Consider the following 14,869-nt stretch of genomic DNA (forward strand, 5'->3'; position numbering starts at 1 on the left):
GCTGCGGTCCCGTCCAGAGGTTTGCCACCGGCTTGACAAGCTGCGGCCAGGCTCGGCCCCTAACCTGCGCGCATGCCCAACAGGAGAATCTTCCTGGCGGCGCTGGCCGGGACCGCTGCCGCGTTGGGTAGCGGAGTCCGTATCCCGGTCGCCGCCGCCGCTCCGACGGCTGCCGACCCCGGTGACGTCGCAGCGCGCTACGCCAACCGGCAGCCCACCCAATGGGGCATGGCGCTGCCCGGGATCGCGACGACGTTCGCCACCACGGGCCGCCAGCTCGCGCTGACCTTCGACGCATGCGACCGGGCGTGCGACGACGCATTGTTGAACGTCCTGGAGCGCAACGCCGTCCCGGCGCTGCTGTTCGTATGCTCGAAGTGGATCGACGCGAACCGCGGCCGGACCGAGCAACTCGCCGCGAATCCGTTGTTCGACATCGGCAACCACGGGACGCGGCACGTTCCGCTATCGGTGACCGGACGGTCCGCCTACGGCATCGCCGGAACGAAGTCGGCGAACGAGGTCGTCGACGAAGTCTGGACCGAACAGACCCGACTCACCGCACTGACCGGCAAGCCGCCGGCCTTCTTCCGCACCGGCACGGCGCACTACGACGACGTCGCGGTGCAGATCGTTCACGACCTCGGCCTGATGCCCGTCGGCTTCTCGGTGAACGCCGACAACGGGGCGACGTCGCCTGCCGAGGCGGTCGGAGCGGCGATCAGTCGGGCGGCGGCGGGCTCGATCGTGCTGGCGCACATGAACCACCCCGAGTCGGGCACCGCGGCCGGGGTCGGTGCCGCGATCCCCGCGATGCTGTCGGCCGGGTGGCAGTTCGTTCCCGTGGCCGGCCAGTCGGTTCAGTAGCTCAGTCGACGAAGTGGTTGTCGTTGGCGACGAACCACGCCGCACGTTCCTCGTCGGTGAGCTCGTGCAGCTGGGCGAGGCCCTCGAAGTAGTGCTCGCGCGGTGCGCCTGGCGCGAACAGCATCAGGACCGAGGCGGGGTCGTCGGCGACGTTGCGGAAGCCGTGGATGCCGCCCGGCGGGACGTAGAGGAAGTCGCCCTGGCCGCTCTCGACCCAGTCGGTGCCGTCGTAGAGCTCCATGGTTCCCGACAGTACGAAGAAGGCCTCCGACATCGCGCGGTGGAAGTGCGGGCCTGGCCCGCCGCCCTTGGGTGCGATGTCGACGCGGTAGAGCCCGTAGTCGCCGTCGGTCTTCTGCTGGGTGGCCAGGTAGTGGTACTTCACCAGGCCGAAGGAGTCGTAGTCCGCCGGTGCGTCGCCGCGACGCAGGGTGGCACTGACCTCCGGCTCGTCTTTGGTGAAGCGCGGCGGGGGATAGGGCGGCACGATCAGCGACATCGGGTTCGACGATACGACGCGCGCCGGCGCTGAACTAGACGGGGAAGGTGACTCCGGTGAGTTCCTCCGACACCGTCCACAGCCTGCGTTGGACGTCGACGTCGTGGGACCGCTTGTTCGACGCGACGACCTCCGGGTAGCCGCCCAACTCCAGGAACCCGCTCGGGCCGTAGTACTGGCCGCCGACCGCCATGGGGTCGGTTGCGGCGCGCAGCGTCGGCAGCGCGCCCATGTCGGCACCCTGAACCTGTAGCGGGCTGAACGCGATCTGCACGAACCCGGGCACGTTGCGTCCCAGCTCGGAACGCGAGCTTCCGGGATGGGCGGCCAGCGCGCTGGTGCTCGTGTCGGTCAGTCGCCGCTGCAACTCGTAGGTGAACAGGAGGTTGGCCAGCTTGGCCTGCCCGTACGCGCCGGCCCGGCTGTAGCGGCGTTCGGACTGCAGGTCGTCGAAGCGGATGCGCCCGAACTTGTGCCCGTTGCTGCTGACGGTCACCACGCGTGAGTCGGGTGTGGACAGCAGCCGGTCCAAGAGCCTGCCGGTGAGCGCGAAGTGGCCGAGATGGTTGGTGCCGAACTGCAATTCGAAGCCGTCCTTCGTGGTCGACTTCGGCGTCATCATGACGCCCGCGTTGTTGATGAGCAGATCGATGCCGTCCAAAGCCGCGCGGAGTGCGTCGGCGGCTTCGGCGACCGAGGCGAGCGAGGTGAGGTCGAGTTCCTGGACCGAGACCTCGGCGCCCGGGTGGGCCCTGGTGATCAGATCTGCCGCGGCCTTGCCCTTGTCCAGGTTGCGCACCGCGAGGACGACGCGGGCTCCGCGCGCGGCCAGTGCGTCCGCGGTTTCGTAGCCGAGCCCGGTGTTCGCGCCGGTGATGACGGCGGTGCGGCCGGTCTGGTCGGGAATGTTGGCGACGGTCCAGCGAGTCATGGAAGCTCCTTAGTACGATGGATTCGGAACCTGCGCTCCGGTTGCCGTTAACTATACGGAACGCGCGCTCCGCTTTGTCAACTGGAAGGTTCGAGACGTGACCGAAACCGCACGACCGATGCGCGCCGACGCGGCCCGCAACCGGGCGCGTGTGCTCGCGGTCGCGTACGAGACGTTCGCCGCCGAGGGACTCGCGGTGCCGATCGACGAGATCGCGCGCCGCGCCGGCGTCGGGACGGGAACCATCTACCGGCACTTTCCTACGAAGGAAGCCCTGTTCGCGGCGGTCATCGACGATCGAGTGCGCAGCATCGTCGGCACCAGCAAGACGCTGCTGGCCGCTGATCCGGGCACGGCGCTGTTCGAGTTCCTGCGCGCGATGGTCCGCGCCGCCGAAACCGACCACGGCCTGGCCGACGCGCTCGTCGGGTACGGCATCGAGCTCGACGCCGCCACCTCCGGCGCCGAGGCGGCGTTCCTCGGGGTGCTCGATGACTTGCTGACGGCCGCCCAGCGGGCCGGCACCGTTCGCCCCGACGTGGGACCGGCCGAACTGAAGGCACTGCTGTCGCTCTGCAAGTCAACCCAGGGGTTCGGCGACGGCGTCGCGGACCGAGTGGCGAGCGTCGTGGTCGACGGACTGCGCGCTTCGCGGTAGGCCGACCTTGCACTCGCCCTGGTCGAGTGCTAAAAATGACATTGGCACTCGCGATCGGTGAGTGCTAGGTCGGGACGGTGAGGCTGGGGCCGCACCTGCGGGAGCACACCCAGTCGTCCGTCGCGGGCACTGATCCCGACTACAGACGTGCAATTCCCTAATTCGGAGGAATCACTTCGCAATGGCCAAGACAATTGCGTATGACGAAGAGGCCCGTCGCGGCCTCGAGCGGGGCCTCAATGCCCTCGCCGACGCGGTAAAGGTGACGTTGGGCCCCAAGGGCCGCAACGTCGTCCTGGAGAAGAAGTGGGGCGCCCCCACGATCACCAACGATGGTGTGTCCATCGCCAAGGAGATCGAGCTGGAGGATCCCTACGAGAAGATCGGCGCCGAGCTGGTCAAGGAAGTTGCCAAGAAGACTGACGACGTCGCGGGCGACGGCACCACCACCGCCACCGTGCTGGCTCAGGCCCTGGTTCGCGAGGGTCTGCGCAACGTTGCAGCCGGCGCCAACCCGCTCGGTCTGAAGCGCGGCATCGAGAAGGCCGTCGAGAAGATCACCGAGACGCTGCTGAAGTCGGCCAAGGAGGTCGAGACCAAGGAGCAGATCGCTGCCACCGCGGGCATCTCCGCAGGCGACCAGTCCATCGGCGACCTCATCGCCGAGGCGCTCGACAAGGTCGGCAACGAGGGTGTCATCACCGTCGAGGAGTCCAACACCTTCGGGCTTCAGCTGGAGCTCACCGAGGGCATGCGCTTCGACAAGGGCTACATCTCGGGCTACTTCGTCACCGACGCCGAGCGTCAGGAAGCGATCCTCGAGGATCCGTACATTCTGCTGGTCAGCTCCAAGGTGTCGACGGTCAAGGATCTGCTTCCCTTGCTGGAGAAGGTCATTCAGTCGGGTAAGCCGCTGCTGATCATCGCCGAGGACGTCGAGGGCGAGGCCCTGTCGACCCTGGTGGTCAACAAGATCCGTGGCACCTTCAAGTCCGTCGCCGTCAAGGCCCCGGGCTTCGGCGACCGTCGCAAGGCCATGCTGCAGGACATCGCGATCCTGACCGGTGGCCAGGTCGTCAGCGAAGAGGTCGGCCTCTCGCTGGAGACCGCTGACGTCTCCCTGCTGGGCCAGGCCCGCAAGGTCGTCATCACCAAGGACGAGACCACCATCGTCGAGGGCGCCGGTGACTCCGACGCCATCGCCGGCCGGGTGGCTCAGATCCGCGCCGAGATCGAGAACAGCGACTCCGACTACGACCGCGAGAAGCTGCAGGAGCGCCTGGCCAAGCTGGCCGGCGGTGTTGCGGTGATCAAGGCCGGGGCTGCCACCGAGGTGGAGCTCAAGGAGCGCAAGCACCGCATCGAGGACGCCGTTCGCAACGCGAAGGCCGCCGTCGAAGAGGGCATCGTCGCCGGTGGCGGCGTGGCGCTGCTGCAGGCCGCTCCGGCGCTGGACGAGCTCGAGCTCACCGGTGACGAGGCGACCGGCGCGAACATCGTGCGCGTCGCACTGTCGGCCCCGCTCAAGCAGATCGCCTTCAACGGTGGCCTGGAGCCGGGCGTCGTCGCGGAGAAGGTGTCGAACCTGCCCGCCGGACACGGCCTCAACGCCGCGACCGGTGAGTACGAGGACCTGCTGAAGGCCGGCGTCGCCGACCCGGTCAAGGTCACGCGTTCGGCGCTGCAGAACGCGGCGTCCATCGCGGCGCTGTTCCTCACCACCGAGGCCGTCGTCGCCGACAAGCCGGAGAAGGCGTCCGCTCCTGCGGGCGACCCGACCGGTGGCATGGGCGGCATGGACTTCTAAGTCCGACGCTTCAACGGGAAGGCCCGGTCTGCTTGCAGGCCGGGCCTTTTCGTTGTTCGGGTCACCGCTGCTGCATGACGGGGGGTTGCCCGTTGACGTTGGCTTGCGGCGTCTTGTAGTAGTTCGGGACCCTGTTGCGGTCGTAGGTCACATACGATCCGTCGGGGCGGAAGTACTTGCAGAGCTGGATGAGGTCCATCTTGTCCATCTGCTCCACGTACTGGTTAATCAGGACTGGGCCGTTGTATTCCTGCTGCACCGTAGTGGCGCAGTAGTGCTTGAAGGCTTCGTACGACTGCGCGGCCTGGGCGCCGGGCGCCAGGGTCAGTGCACCGACGGCGATGGCACCGGTGGCGACGACGAACTTGGCGGTGGTGGCGAGCCTGCTGGTCATGAGCTTCTCCTATCGGTCTTCGCGGCTCCCGTGAGCCACGTTCACCAGCTAGGAGCAGTCAGTGGTCCTGATTCCCTCACTTTTTTCGTGACTTTTTTCGACGAGTTTGTCCGCGACCTTCATCTCGCGTCGAGCGGCGCGCAGTCGTCGCCGCAACCGGAGGCCGTCGGTGATCAGCGTGAAACCGCCGCGTTCGCGCCTCGCAGATCATTCCGTAGTGCGCGCCGCCGTCGCCGAGCCCGACCACGACATCGTCCGCGTGGCGCTGTCGGCTCCGCTCAAGCAGATCGCCTTCGACGGTGGTCTCGATCCGGTGTCGTGGCCGAGTTCAGCCGTCTTCGAGGGGCACGCAGTCGTGCAGGCATCCGGTTGATGCGGCAGGGGAGTCCGGCGTCGCCTTCCGATGCAGCACCGCGCGACTCGGCGCTACTCGTAATGCTGCGCCGTCGGTGGTGAGCTCGCCCCGGCCGTCGACGATCAGCGTGTACCCGCCGGGTTCGCGAGGCGGCCAGACGAGGGTGACGTCGGGGTGCTGGGATGCGTTTCGGCGGGTGCTGTTGCCGACCCGTCCGACGTCGAAGGATCCGTCGGCGAACAGCGGGTCGACCGCGACCGTGTGGGCGTGGAAGTCGTCTCCGACGGTGATCAGGTACGCGAACGTGAAGTCGGCCAGCGCGTCGGCCAGCTGATCGAGATCGACCTTGACGCTCATGCAACGAGACTACGACCGCGCTCGGCGGAATGGGGGAGCGCAGGCGCACGTTAGTTTCTTGACATGGCGCTACCCACACCCACACCAACTACCACCGCCCTCGTCACCGGGGCGTCTTCGGGCATCGGCGCCGACCTTGCCCGTGAACTGGCCGCCCGCGGCCACGGTGTCACTCTGGTAGCGCGTCGTGAGGACAAGCTGCGCGAACTGGCCGACGAGCTCCGCGCGGCGGTCCGCGTCGAGGTGATCGCCTGCGACGTGGCCGATCCCAATGCGCGGGCGGTGCTATTCGACGAGGTCGAGCGCCGCGGGCTCACGGTCGACGTGCTGGTCAACAACGCGGGCATCGGCACCCTCGGGGCGGTCGCCGATTCGACCGTTGACCGCGAGATCGCCCAGGTACGCGTCAACGTCGAGGCCGTCATCGACCTGACGACGCGCGCCGTGCAGCAGATGGTGCCGCGCGGTCGTGGCGCCATCCTCAACGTCGGGTCGACGGCAGGCTTTCAGCCGTTCCCCGGGCAGGCCGGCTACGCCGCGACGAAGGCGTTCGTGATCGCCTATACCGAGGCGGTTCGCGCCGAGCTCGCGGGCACCGGGGTCACCGTCGCCACGCTCAACCCAGGCCCGGTGCGGACCGAGTTCCTGCAGTCGGCGGGCATGGACGAGCGCACGTTCGCCGAGGCGTTCCCGAAGTTCCTCTGGATGCCGTCACGCGACGTCGCGAAGGTGGGCGTCGACGCGCTCGAGCACGATCGCGGTAGCGTGATCGCCGGATTGCCAAGCCAAGTCAGCACGCGGCTTTTCCAGCTCATCCCGAATCGATTCTTGATGCCGCTACTGGTCAAGCAGCACCCCGCCTTGAAGCGACGTTAGCGGGCCGACGGCCAGGCCCGCATCCAGCCCTCGACGGGCAGCGCGAGCCCGTTGCACAGCGTGCAGATGGTCCGATACCAGCCGACGGCGATCAGCAATTCGATCCGTTGCTCGTCATCGAGGCTGCGGCCCAACGCATTCCACGTGGTGTCCACCCAGGACCCGGTTCGTTCCAGTTCATCGACGGCGTCGATCAGCACGCGTTCGTCGTCCGTCCACTCCGCGCCGTCGCCGGTGACCAGCGCGTCGCACTCGTCGTCGGACACCCCCGCGATGGGTCCCCAGAACGCGGCCTGACCGCCCCATTCGTAGGCGCATCCGACCAGCGCGCAGATCCGCAGGATCGCGATGGTGCGCACGCGCGGCGGCAGCTGCGTGTCGACGTACAGCGCCTCGCCGAGCTTGCGGAGTTTGGCCGCCAGCGCGGGATGTCTTTGCAGGCACCGGACAAGCAGCAGCGGTTCGTATGTCCGGTCGGGGTGACCCCAGCTGGTGATGCCTGCGGCGTCCTCGTCGCTCCAAGGCGGTGCCAGCGGCGCGACCCGCGTCACGCAGGCGCCGCCTGACGCCCGCGCACCAGCTTTCCGGGCCGTGCGTCGGTAGGAATGCCGTGCTCGGCGATGACCTCGCCGGACACGATGGTCGCGACGTAGCCGTCCGCCGTCTGGTCGAGCCGCCGGCCACCGCCGGGCAGGTCGTGGGCGATGACGGGCCGATGCAGGCGCAGCGCGTCGTGGTCGATGACGTTGAGGTCGGCCTTGAAGCCGACCGCGATGCGGCCCCGGTCGGCCAGCCCCGCGACCCGGGCCGGGGCCGACGTGAGCTCGCGCACCGCCTCGGACACCGACAGCCGACCGGACGCGCGGTCGCGGGCCCAATGCTCCAGCATGTACGTGGGAAAGCTTGCGTCGCAAATCATTCCGTAGTGCGCGCCGCCGTCGCCGAGGCCGAGCACGACGTCGTCGCGACGCAGCAGTTCGGCTACCGTGTCCAGCGAGCCGTCGCGAAAGTTGGCCAGCGTGATGAGCAGCATGGCGTGCCCGTCGTCATCGAGCATGCGGTCGTACGCCTCCTCGAGTGGGCTCACGCCACGTGCCTTGGCCCTGGCTCCGATGCTCTCCGAGCGGGCGGGCTCGTAGTTCGGCGGGTCGCCCAGCGGGAACATCCAGTCCCATGCTTGGGTCGCGAACATGAGTGGATGCCCGTCGCTGGCCGGCGTGTCCGACAGAATGCGTTCGCGCACTTCGGGTTTGCGCAGCTCGACGACCCGTTCGGCCAGCGGCAGATGGGCGAGCGCGCGGTAGCTCGGGTACAGGACGAACGGGTTGCCGGACAGTTCGAGTCCGATCACCAGGCCGATGGGTCGGGGGAAGACCTGCGCGGTGATGTCGCCACCCGCGGCGTTGGCCTTCTCGACCATGTTCAGTCCGTCGACGAAGAACGGGTCGCCCATGTTGCCGATCGCGAGCGTGAACGTCACCGGTAGCCCGACGTCCTCGGCGACGTCGAACACCGTCTGCAGCGCCGGCCCGTAGTCACCTGCGACGAGGTCGGGCACGAACTGAATGAGGCCGCCACCCGCGTCCTTGACGCCCTGCGCGATGGCTTCGATCTCGGCGTGGCCAGCTTCGAAAGACGGTATCGGATGGCCACTTTCGCTCTTGTGCAGGGTCAGCCGCGACGACGCGAAGCCGAGTGCGCCGACCTGCACGGCCTCCGCGGCAAGCTTGCGCATCAAGGCCAGGTCCTCGGCGGTGGCGGGTTCGCGGTCGACGCCACGCTGGCCCATCACGTAGACCCGAAGGGGGGAGTGGGGTAGGAACGCGGCGACGTCGATGTCCCGGTGTCGGCCGTCCAACGCGTCGAGGAACTCGGGGAACGTCTCCCACGTCCACGGCAGCCCGTCGACCATGACGACGCCGGGGATGTCCTCGACGCCGGCCATCAGGTCGACGAGCGTCTCGTGGTCGTCCGGGCGGCACGGCGCGAAGCCAACGCCACAGTTGCCCATCACCGCGGTCGTCACGCCGTGCGCCGACGACGGCGTGAGGCGGTCCGACCAGATGGCCTGGCCGTCGTAGTGGGTGTGCAGGTCGACGAAACCGGGCGTGACGAGCAAGCCCGTCGCGTCGAGCTCGCGTTCGGCGGTGCCCTCGACCGTCCCGACCGCCGCGATGAGTCCGTCGGCGATCGCTACGTCCCCGACGAAGGGCTCACCGCCGAGCCCGTCGACGATCGTGCCGTTGCGAATGATCAATTCGTAGGCCATCTCCTGAATGTACGACCGTGTCGGGCACCCATGCCAGGATGGGCCCGTGATCGACCACTTCGGAATCATCTGTACCGACTACGAGACGTCGAAGACGTTCTACGACAAGGTCCTGGGGGTGCTGGGCTACTCCCGACAGATGGACGTCGGCCCCGCCATCGGCTACGGCCGCGACGGCAAGCCGGACTTCTGGCTCGAGGACAGCATGGGCAGGCCGGCAGGAGACGGCATCCACTTCGCATTCCAGGCCGCCGACGTCGACGCGGTCAAGGCCTTCCACGACGCGGCGCTGGAACTAGGCGCCGAGTCCTTGCATGCGCCGCGGATCTTCCCCGAATATCACCCGAACTACTACGGGGCGTTCGTGCGCGATCCCAACGGCAACAACGTCGAGGCCGTGTTCCATCGAGCCTCGCCCGACAGTTAGAGCTGCGACGCGTACCGGTCGCGCAGCGACTCCCAGCCGACCGCCAACGCGTCGGGTCCGACGATCCGCTTGTCGTCACCGCCGTCGAGTACGGGTTCGAGCACGTCGAGACAGACGTGCCAGCCCGCCGCGCTCATGGCCGCGGGATCGGGCTCGGCCATCGACTGTTCGAGGGTGAGCACACAACCGGTGTCGGTGTCGGTCAGCTTCCACCGCAACACGTTTGGGCCCCAGCGGTGAACGAGCACGTGTGGTGCGTCGACAGACAACACCTCGCCGTCGACGGGCTCGTCGCCGGGCTGCTCCCTGACTAGGCGCGCCCCGACGGCGTCGAAGGCCGCGTCGGGCACGACGGGCGACCAGCGCGCCAACCGTGCCGGGTCCGTCAGCCACGGCCACACCACTGCGGCCGGGTGGCGCAGGCGGCGCGACATCGTCAGCACCCATGTTCCGTCCCGGTGTTCGAGGGTCGCGTCCAGGCTCATGATTGCTCCTCGTCTATTAGTCGGGTCAGCTGGTCGAGGCTCATCGCCCACTTGCGGTGGAACGGCGTCACCCAGGCCAGCACTTCTGGTAGCGGATCGGACGCCAGGTGGTACACCCGCCGCTTGCCGTCGACCTCGACGTCCACCGCGCCCGCGTCGCGCAGCACCGCCAGGTGCTTCGACGCCAGCGGTTGCGAGATGTCAAGCCGCGCAACGAGAGTGCCGACGTCGGTACCGCCCGACCGCAAGGCGTCGAGGATGCGACGTCGGGTGGGGTCGGCGATGACGGTGAAGGCGTCCACCCCCGTTATATAACCAGAAAAACATATGATTGGCAAGGCATGTGAGCCTGTCGGAGCGCAGGCGTAACTTTGGCGAACATGGCCGCCTCCGATTCCGACGCCGTCCGCGAACTGCTCCGCGACTCCTTCACACGCGTCATCGAACACGTCGACGACGTCACCGACGGGCTCACCGATGAGGTGTCGTTCTACCGTCCGACGCCAGAGGCCAACAGCATCGCCTGGCTGGTCTGGCACAGCGCGCGCCAGCACGATGTCCAACTGTGCGACATCGCAGGTACCGAGCAGGTGTGGTTTCGCGACGGCTGGGTCGACCGGTTCGGCCTCGACCTCCCGCGGGACGCCATGGGATATGGCCACACGCCCGATGAGGTCGCCAAGGTGCGCGCGTCGGCCGACCTGCTCTCCGGGTACTACCACGCCGTACACCGGGTGACGCTCGAATACGTCGCGTCGGTGACGCCCGACGAGTTGGCCCGCATCGTCGACACCCGCTGGACGCCCGCAGTCACCGCGAGCGTGCGGCTCGTCAGCATCATCGACGACAGCGCCCAACACCTCGGAACGGCCGCCTACCTGCGCGGCGTCGCACCCGCTGAATGACGACCGCCACCCGCTGGTGGCCGTTGGCCGGACTGGCAGGGCTCGTCGCGCTCGGGCTTGCGGTGGGCACGGGCTCGACACCGCTGGACGACTGGTTCAAGCACACGGGTGGGGCCAACGCCTACCTCGGCTGGCTGTTGTTCTTCACCGACGGCCGCGTCGTGGTGGCCGCGTGGGCGATCGTGTTGATAGTGGCGCTGGTGCGAAGGCGCCGCAGGCTCGCGATCGTCATCGTCGCGACGCCACTGATCGCGGTCGCCGCGGCCAGGATCTGCAAGTGGCTGTTCGGCAGGTACAGCGGCGACCAACTCGCCTACCCGAGCGGGCACACGACGCTGGCGGTCGTCGTGCTCGGGCTGGCGGTCCTGGTGGTCGGAGTGACGACGTGGTCGGTCGTGGCGGCCGCGGTGGTGGCGGTGCTCGGGATGTTGGGCCAGGGCGTCACCTACCACTACTTCACCGACACCGTCGGCGCGCTGTTCCTCGGCACCGCGCTGGTATGCCTGGCGGCAACGGCCGCCGGACTTGACAGGTGTCAACCCCGCTGCGATCTGCGTCACAGTGGCGGCTAGCATGGGGTCATGACAGCTACGCCCGAACTGGCCGCCTCCGACACGGCCACCATCAACAACCCCGCCACCGGTGCGGTGGCAGGAACGGTGCGCTGGACCGACCCTGCCGACGTGCCCCGCATCGCCGCCGGACTGCGGCAGGCGCAGCGCGAGTGGGAGGCGCGCGGCGCCAAGGGTCGTGCGAAGGTGCTGGCCCGCTTCGCCGTCTGGATGGGCGAGCACCGCGACGAGATCGAGGCGCTGCTGATCAAGGAGACCGGCAAGTCGGCCACCGATGCGGCGCAAGAGGTTCCGCTGCTCATCATGATCGCGTCGTACTACATCAAGACCATGGAGAAGGCACTGGAGCCGGAGTCTCGGCCGGCGTCGCTGCCCTTCCTGAACATCAAGAAGGTCACCGTCCACTACCGGCCACGCCCGGTCGTCGCCATCGTCGCGCCGTGGAACTACCCCGTCGCCAATCTGCTGATGGACGGCATCGCCGCGCTGGCGGCAGGCTGTGCGGTGCTGCTCAAGCCGTCGGAACGCACTCCGCTGACCGCCGAGCTGTTGCTGCGCGGCTGGATCGACTCCGGCGCCCCCGAGGTCATGGCGATCGTGCAGGGCGCCCGCGAGGCCGTCGAGGCCGTCGTCGACAACGCCGACTACGTCCAGTTCACCGGCTCGTCGGCGACGGGCGCCAAGGTGGCGGAGCGCGCGGCGCGGCGGCTCACGCCGATCAGCCTGGAACTCGGCGGCAAGGACCCGATGATCGTGCTCGACGACGCCGACGTCGACCTGGCCGCGCACGCCGCGGTGTGGGGTGCGTTCTTCAACGCGGGCCAGACGTGCGTGTCGGTCGAGCGGGTGTACGTGCTCGAGTCGGTGTACGACCAGTTCGTCGCCGCGGTCGTCAAGGACGTCGAGAACCTGAAGATGGGTGCGGGCGAGGGTCACGACTTCGGCGCGCTCATCGACGACACCCAGGTGGCCGTGGCGGAGCGCCACGTCGCCGACGCCGTCGCGAAGGGCGCCAAGGTGCTGGCCGGTGGCAAGCGTCCGGCCGGGCCGGGCAGCTTCTACGAGCCCACCGTGCTCGTCGACGTCGACCACTCGATGGCCGCCATGATGGAGGAGACCTTCGGCCCGACGCTGCCGATCATGAAGGTGTCCTCCGTCGCCGAGGCTGTGCGACTGGCCAACGACAGCCCGTACGGCCTGAGTGCGTCGGTGTTCTCGAAGGACATCGGGCGGGCGAAAGACGTTGCCGTCGAACTCGATTGCGGTGCCGTCAACATCAACGACGTGATCTCCAACCTGATGTGCACCACCGCGCCGATGGGTGGCTGGAAGACGTCGGGCATCGGCGCTCGCTTCGGCGGCGCCGACGGGGTGCGCAAGTTCTGTCGTCTGGAAACGGTCGTGGCGCCGCGCACCAGCGTTGGCGCGGGCGGCAACTACTACAACAACTCGCTCAAGGCCATGAAGCGGATGAACACCATGATGACGAAGGTGGCGCTCATCCGGCCCAAGCGCGTCGCCAAGTAGCGCCAAGGGCCGTCGCCGAGACTGCTGACAGATCGCGAAATCGTCGAGTTTCACGATCTGTGCGCAGTTTCGGCGTGGGGAGCGCGGCTCGGTAACTCGGGCGGAGCCGCGCTACCTTCCGTTCACCCTGACGTCACCCTCGCGTACGGGTACCTCGCTACGTTCTGTCCGTGACCGCGCTCAAGGGGACCGAGTTCTACACCGTCCGCGACGATGACGACGACGACCCGGTGCTGGTGCACCACCCCAGCGGATCGGACGTCGACACCTGGCGCGAGGGCTACCCGTACGAGGAACGCATGTCGCGCCACGAGTACGAGGAGCAGAAGCGGCTGCTCCAGATCGAGTTGCTGAAGCTGCAGGTGTGGAGCCAGGCCAACGGGCTGCGGCACGTCATCGTGTTCGAGGGGCGCGACGCGGCAGGCAAGGGCGGCACGATCAAGCGGTTCATGGAGCACCTCAACCCGCGCGGCGCCCGCGTCGTCGCGCTGGAGAAGCCCACCGATCGCGAGCGCACCCAGTGGTACTTCCAGCGCTACGTCAACCACCTGCCCGCCGCCGGTGAGCTCGTGCTGTTCGACCGGTCCTGGTACAACCGTGCAGGCGTCGAGCGGGTGATGGGCTACTGCACGCCCGACCAGCACGCCGAGTTCATTCGCCAGGCACCGCTCTTCGAGCAGATGCTGGTCAATGACGGCATCAGCCTCACCAAGCTGTGGTTCTCGGTCACGCAGGCCGAGCAGTTCACCCGCTTCACCATTCGCCAGGTCGACCCGGTGCGCCAGTGGAAGCTGTCTCCGACGGACCTCGCGTCGCTGGACAAGTGGGAGGCCTACACCTCGGCCAAGGAAGACATGTTCGAGCTCACCGACACCGACGTCGCGCCATGGACGGTGGTCAAGAGCAACGACAAGAAGCGCGCCCGCATCAACGCCATGCGCTACGTGCTCGGTAAGTTCGACTACGACAACAAGGACCGCGAGGTGGTCGCCACAGCCGATCCCCTCATCGTGGGACGCGCGCTGACCGACTGACGCGTCCAGACAGGAGGACGCGCCCGTGCGGTTCGTGGCGACCCTGCTGTTCTGGCTGATCACGACCGCGGCGCTGGCAGTGGCAGTGCCCACGATGTGGGCGCAGCACACCATCGTCGACCGCAACGGATACTCGGCCTTCGCAGCGTCGGCCGCCAAGGACCCAAACCTGCAGCAGGCGATGGCCGCGGAGCTGACGAGCCAATTGGTGATGCTCGCGGCCAACTCCGGTTTCGACGTCAACGAGAACCTCTTCAGCGGAGCGGCCACCGCGTACACCCGCAGTTCTGCCTTCCCCGGTCAGTTCGCACTGGCCAACCAGCTCGTGCACCGCTACATGTTCACCGAAGCGGTTCAGCAGACCGATTCATCGGGACGTTGGCAGCTCGATCTGTCACCGATGTTGTCCGACAGTTCGTTCAAGCAGACGCTCCAGGACTTCGGTATCCAGCCGCCGTCGACGTTGACCATCCCGCTGACCGAGAACGTGTCGGAGTCGTTGCGCCCCGGACAGCTTCGTCAGGCTACGAAGTGGGGGCCGTGGGTGAGCGTCGGCTCGGCCATCGTCGCCGGAGTGTTCGCGCTGCTCACCATCGCCGCGGCCAAGAAGCGCGGCAAAGCGCTTGCTGCGCTGGGCGTTTCGGCGTTGTTGGTCGGCGCATCGGGGTGGGCCGCCATCGAGGTGTTGCGCGGCCGGATCAACCAGGGCCTCGACGCCACCAACGGTGACATCCGTCAACTCGCCGCGGCGATGGTGGACCATGCCATCGGCAGCCTGCACTTCTGGCTCAACCTGACGCTGGCCGCAGGCGCGGGGCTGGTGCTGCTCGGGGTGCTCGCCGCGATGTTGGGCGGGCTGGGCCGGCGGAGGGTCATCGAGCCGGTCGAGCGCTGAGCTGGGGCATG

At 67.9% G+C, this 14,869-nt stretch carries 19 protein-coding genes; 11 read left to right on the plus strand and 8 right to left on the minus strand.

Translation table 11 applies throughout. The annotated features are described in order from the left end of the window. The first annotated feature begins 72 nt into the window (after nucleotides 1–72). Nucleotides 73–867 (plus strand): polysaccharide deacetylase family protein, encoded by a 795-nt coding sequence (locus SLQ33_RS08500; protein ID WP_319453387.1) that lies wholly within the window; start codon nucleotides 73–75, stop codon nucleotides 865–867. Nucleotide 868: 1 nt separating this feature from the next. On the opposite strand, the gene SLQ33_RS08505 is transcribed toward SLQ33_RS08500, so the two are convergent. After that, nucleotides 869–1,366, minus strand: a complete 498-nt coding sequence (locus SLQ33_RS08505) for a cupin domain-containing protein (protein ID WP_319453388.1) — start codon at nucleotides 1,364–1,366, stop codon at nucleotides 869–871. A 34-nt stretch (nucleotides 1,367–1,400) separates the two neighbouring features. Then, nucleotides 1,401–2,297 (minus strand): SDR family NAD(P)-dependent oxidoreductase, encoded by an 897-nt coding sequence (locus SLQ33_RS08510; protein WP_319453389.1) that lies wholly within the window; start codon nucleotides 2,295–2,297, stop codon nucleotides 1,401–1,403. Between the two features lie 97 nt (nucleotides 2,298–2,394). On the opposite strand from SLQ33_RS08510, the gene SLQ33_RS08515 reads away from it, so the two are divergent. Further along, on the plus strand, nucleotides 2,395–2,955 hold the full coding sequence (locus SLQ33_RS08515) for a helix-turn-helix domain-containing protein (protein WP_319453390.1): 561 nt from the start codon (nucleotides 2,395–2,397) through the stop codon (nucleotides 2,953–2,955). Nucleotides 2,956–3,136: 181 nt separating this feature from the next. Beyond that, nucleotides 3,137–4,762: a chaperonin GroEL gene (gene groL / locus SLQ33_RS08520; RefSeq protein ID WP_319453391.1), complete on the plus strand. Its 1,626-nt coding sequence runs from the start codon at nucleotides 3,137–3,139 to the stop codon at nucleotides 4,760–4,762. Nucleotides 4,763–4,823: 61 nt separating this feature from the next. Here the strand turns inward: groL and SLQ33_RS08525 are convergent, their stop codons facing one another. Then, nucleotides 4,824–5,156, minus strand: coding sequence for a hypothetical protein (locus SLQ33_RS08525; protein ID WP_319453392.1), 333 nt, complete (start codon nucleotides 5,154–5,156; stop codon nucleotides 4,824–4,826). A 217-nt stretch (nucleotides 5,157–5,373) separates the two neighbouring features. Here SLQ33_RS08525 and SLQ33_RS08530 point away from each other — a divergent pair, with 217 nt between their 5' ends. Continuing rightward, nucleotides 5,374–5,529, plus strand: coding sequence for a hypothetical protein (locus SLQ33_RS08530; protein ID WP_319453393.1), 156 nt, complete (start codon nucleotides 5,374–5,376; stop codon nucleotides 5,527–5,529). Here SLQ33_RS08530 and SLQ33_RS08535 read toward each other — a convergent pair. Continuing rightward, on the minus strand, nucleotides 5,485–5,868 hold the full coding sequence (locus SLQ33_RS08535; RefSeq protein WP_319453394.1) for a pyridoxamine 5'-phosphate oxidase family protein: 384 nt from the start codon (nucleotides 5,866–5,868) through the stop codon (nucleotides 5,485–5,487). The two genes, SLQ33_RS08530 and SLQ33_RS08535, sit on opposite strands and share 45 nt — an antisense overlap. Nucleotides 5,869–5,931: 63 nt before the next feature. On the opposite strand from SLQ33_RS08535, the gene SLQ33_RS08540 reads away from it, so the two are divergent. Beyond that, the gene (locus SLQ33_RS08540) at nucleotides 5,932–6,744 is read left to right on the plus strand and encodes an SDR family oxidoreductase (protein WP_319453395.1); all 813 of its coding nucleotides are present in this window, start codon (nucleotides 5,932–5,934) and stop codon (nucleotides 6,742–6,744) included. Here SLQ33_RS08540 and SLQ33_RS08545 read toward each other — a convergent pair. Then, nucleotides 6,741–7,295, minus strand: a complete 555-nt coding sequence (locus tag SLQ33_RS08545) for a carboxymuconolactone decarboxylase family protein (RefSeq protein WP_319453396.1) — start codon at nucleotides 7,293–7,295, stop codon at nucleotides 6,741–6,743. The genes SLQ33_RS08540 and SLQ33_RS08545 overlap by 4 nt on opposite strands. Continuing rightward, the gene (locus SLQ33_RS08550; protein WP_319453397.1) at nucleotides 7,292–9,013 is read right to left on the minus strand and encodes an N-acyl-D-amino-acid deacylase family protein; all 1,722 of its coding nucleotides are present in this window, start codon (nucleotides 9,011–9,013) and stop codon (nucleotides 7,292–7,294) included. The genes SLQ33_RS08545 and SLQ33_RS08550 overlap by 4 nt, the downstream gene beginning before the upstream one ends. 46 nt (nucleotides 9,014–9,059) lie before the next feature. Between SLQ33_RS08550 and SLQ33_RS08555 the strand changes: the two genes are divergently transcribed. Continuing rightward, the gene (locus SLQ33_RS08555) at nucleotides 9,060–9,440 is read left to right on the plus strand and encodes a VOC family protein (RefSeq protein ID WP_319453398.1); all 381 of its coding nucleotides are present in this window, start codon (nucleotides 9,060–9,062) and stop codon (nucleotides 9,438–9,440) included. On the opposite strand, the gene SLQ33_RS08560 is transcribed toward SLQ33_RS08555, so the two are convergent. Together SLQ33_RS08560 and SLQ33_RS08565 are read right to left on the minus strand one after the other, a co-directional pair. After that, a complete protein-coding gene (locus tag SLQ33_RS08560) occupies nucleotides 9,437–9,874 on the minus strand; it encodes an SRPBCC domain-containing protein (protein WP_319453818.1) in 438 nt (145 codons plus the stop codon). The genes SLQ33_RS08555 and SLQ33_RS08560 overlap by 4 nt on opposite strands. A gap of 47 nt (nucleotides 9,875–9,921) precedes the next feature. Then, a complete protein-coding gene (locus tag SLQ33_RS08565; RefSeq protein WP_319453399.1) occupies nucleotides 9,922–10,227 on the minus strand; it encodes a metalloregulator ArsR/SmtB family transcription factor in 306 nt (101 codons plus the stop codon). Between the two features lie 78 nt (nucleotides 10,228–10,305). Between SLQ33_RS08565 and SLQ33_RS08570 the strand changes: the two genes are divergently transcribed. The 5 genes from SLQ33_RS08570 (at nucleotide 10,306) to SLQ33_RS08590 (ending at nucleotide 14,858) form a co-directional block, all read left to right on the plus strand. Further along, on the plus strand, nucleotides 10,306–10,830 hold the full coding sequence (locus SLQ33_RS08570) for a mycothiol transferase (RefSeq protein WP_319453400.1): 525 nt from the start codon (nucleotides 10,306–10,308) through the stop codon (nucleotides 10,828–10,830). Beyond that, entirely contained in the window at nucleotides 10,827–11,402 is a 576-nt protein-coding gene (locus tag SLQ33_RS08575) for a PA-phosphatase (protein ID WP_319453401.1), read from the plus strand. Before SLQ33_RS08570 ends, SLQ33_RS08575 begins: the two co-directional genes overlap by 4 nt. Nucleotides 11,403–11,411: 9 nt before the next feature. Further along, a complete protein-coding gene (locus SLQ33_RS08580) occupies nucleotides 11,412–12,929 on the plus strand; it encodes an aldehyde dehydrogenase family protein (protein WP_319453402.1) in 1,518 nt (505 codons plus the stop codon). Between the two features lie 170 nt (nucleotides 12,930–13,099). After that, nucleotides 13,100–13,963 (plus strand): polyphosphate kinase 2, encoded by an 864-nt coding sequence (gene ppk2, locus SLQ33_RS08585; RefSeq protein ID WP_319453403.1) that lies wholly within the window; start codon nucleotides 13,100–13,102, stop codon nucleotides 13,961–13,963. Nucleotides 13,964–13,988: 25 nt separating this feature from the next. Beyond that, nucleotides 13,989–14,858 carry a hypothetical protein gene (locus tag SLQ33_RS08590; protein WP_319453404.1) on the plus strand — a complete coding sequence of 290 codons (870 nt, stop codon included), beginning with the start codon at nucleotides 13,989–13,991 and terminating at the stop codon, nucleotides 14,856–14,858. Nucleotides 14,859–14,869 lie beyond the last annotated feature (11 nt).

It is taken from the genome of Mycobacterium sp. RTGN6, from assembly GCF_033804605.1.
GTDB lineage: Bacteria > Actinomycetota > Actinomycetes > Mycobacteriales > Mycobacteriaceae > Mycobacterium.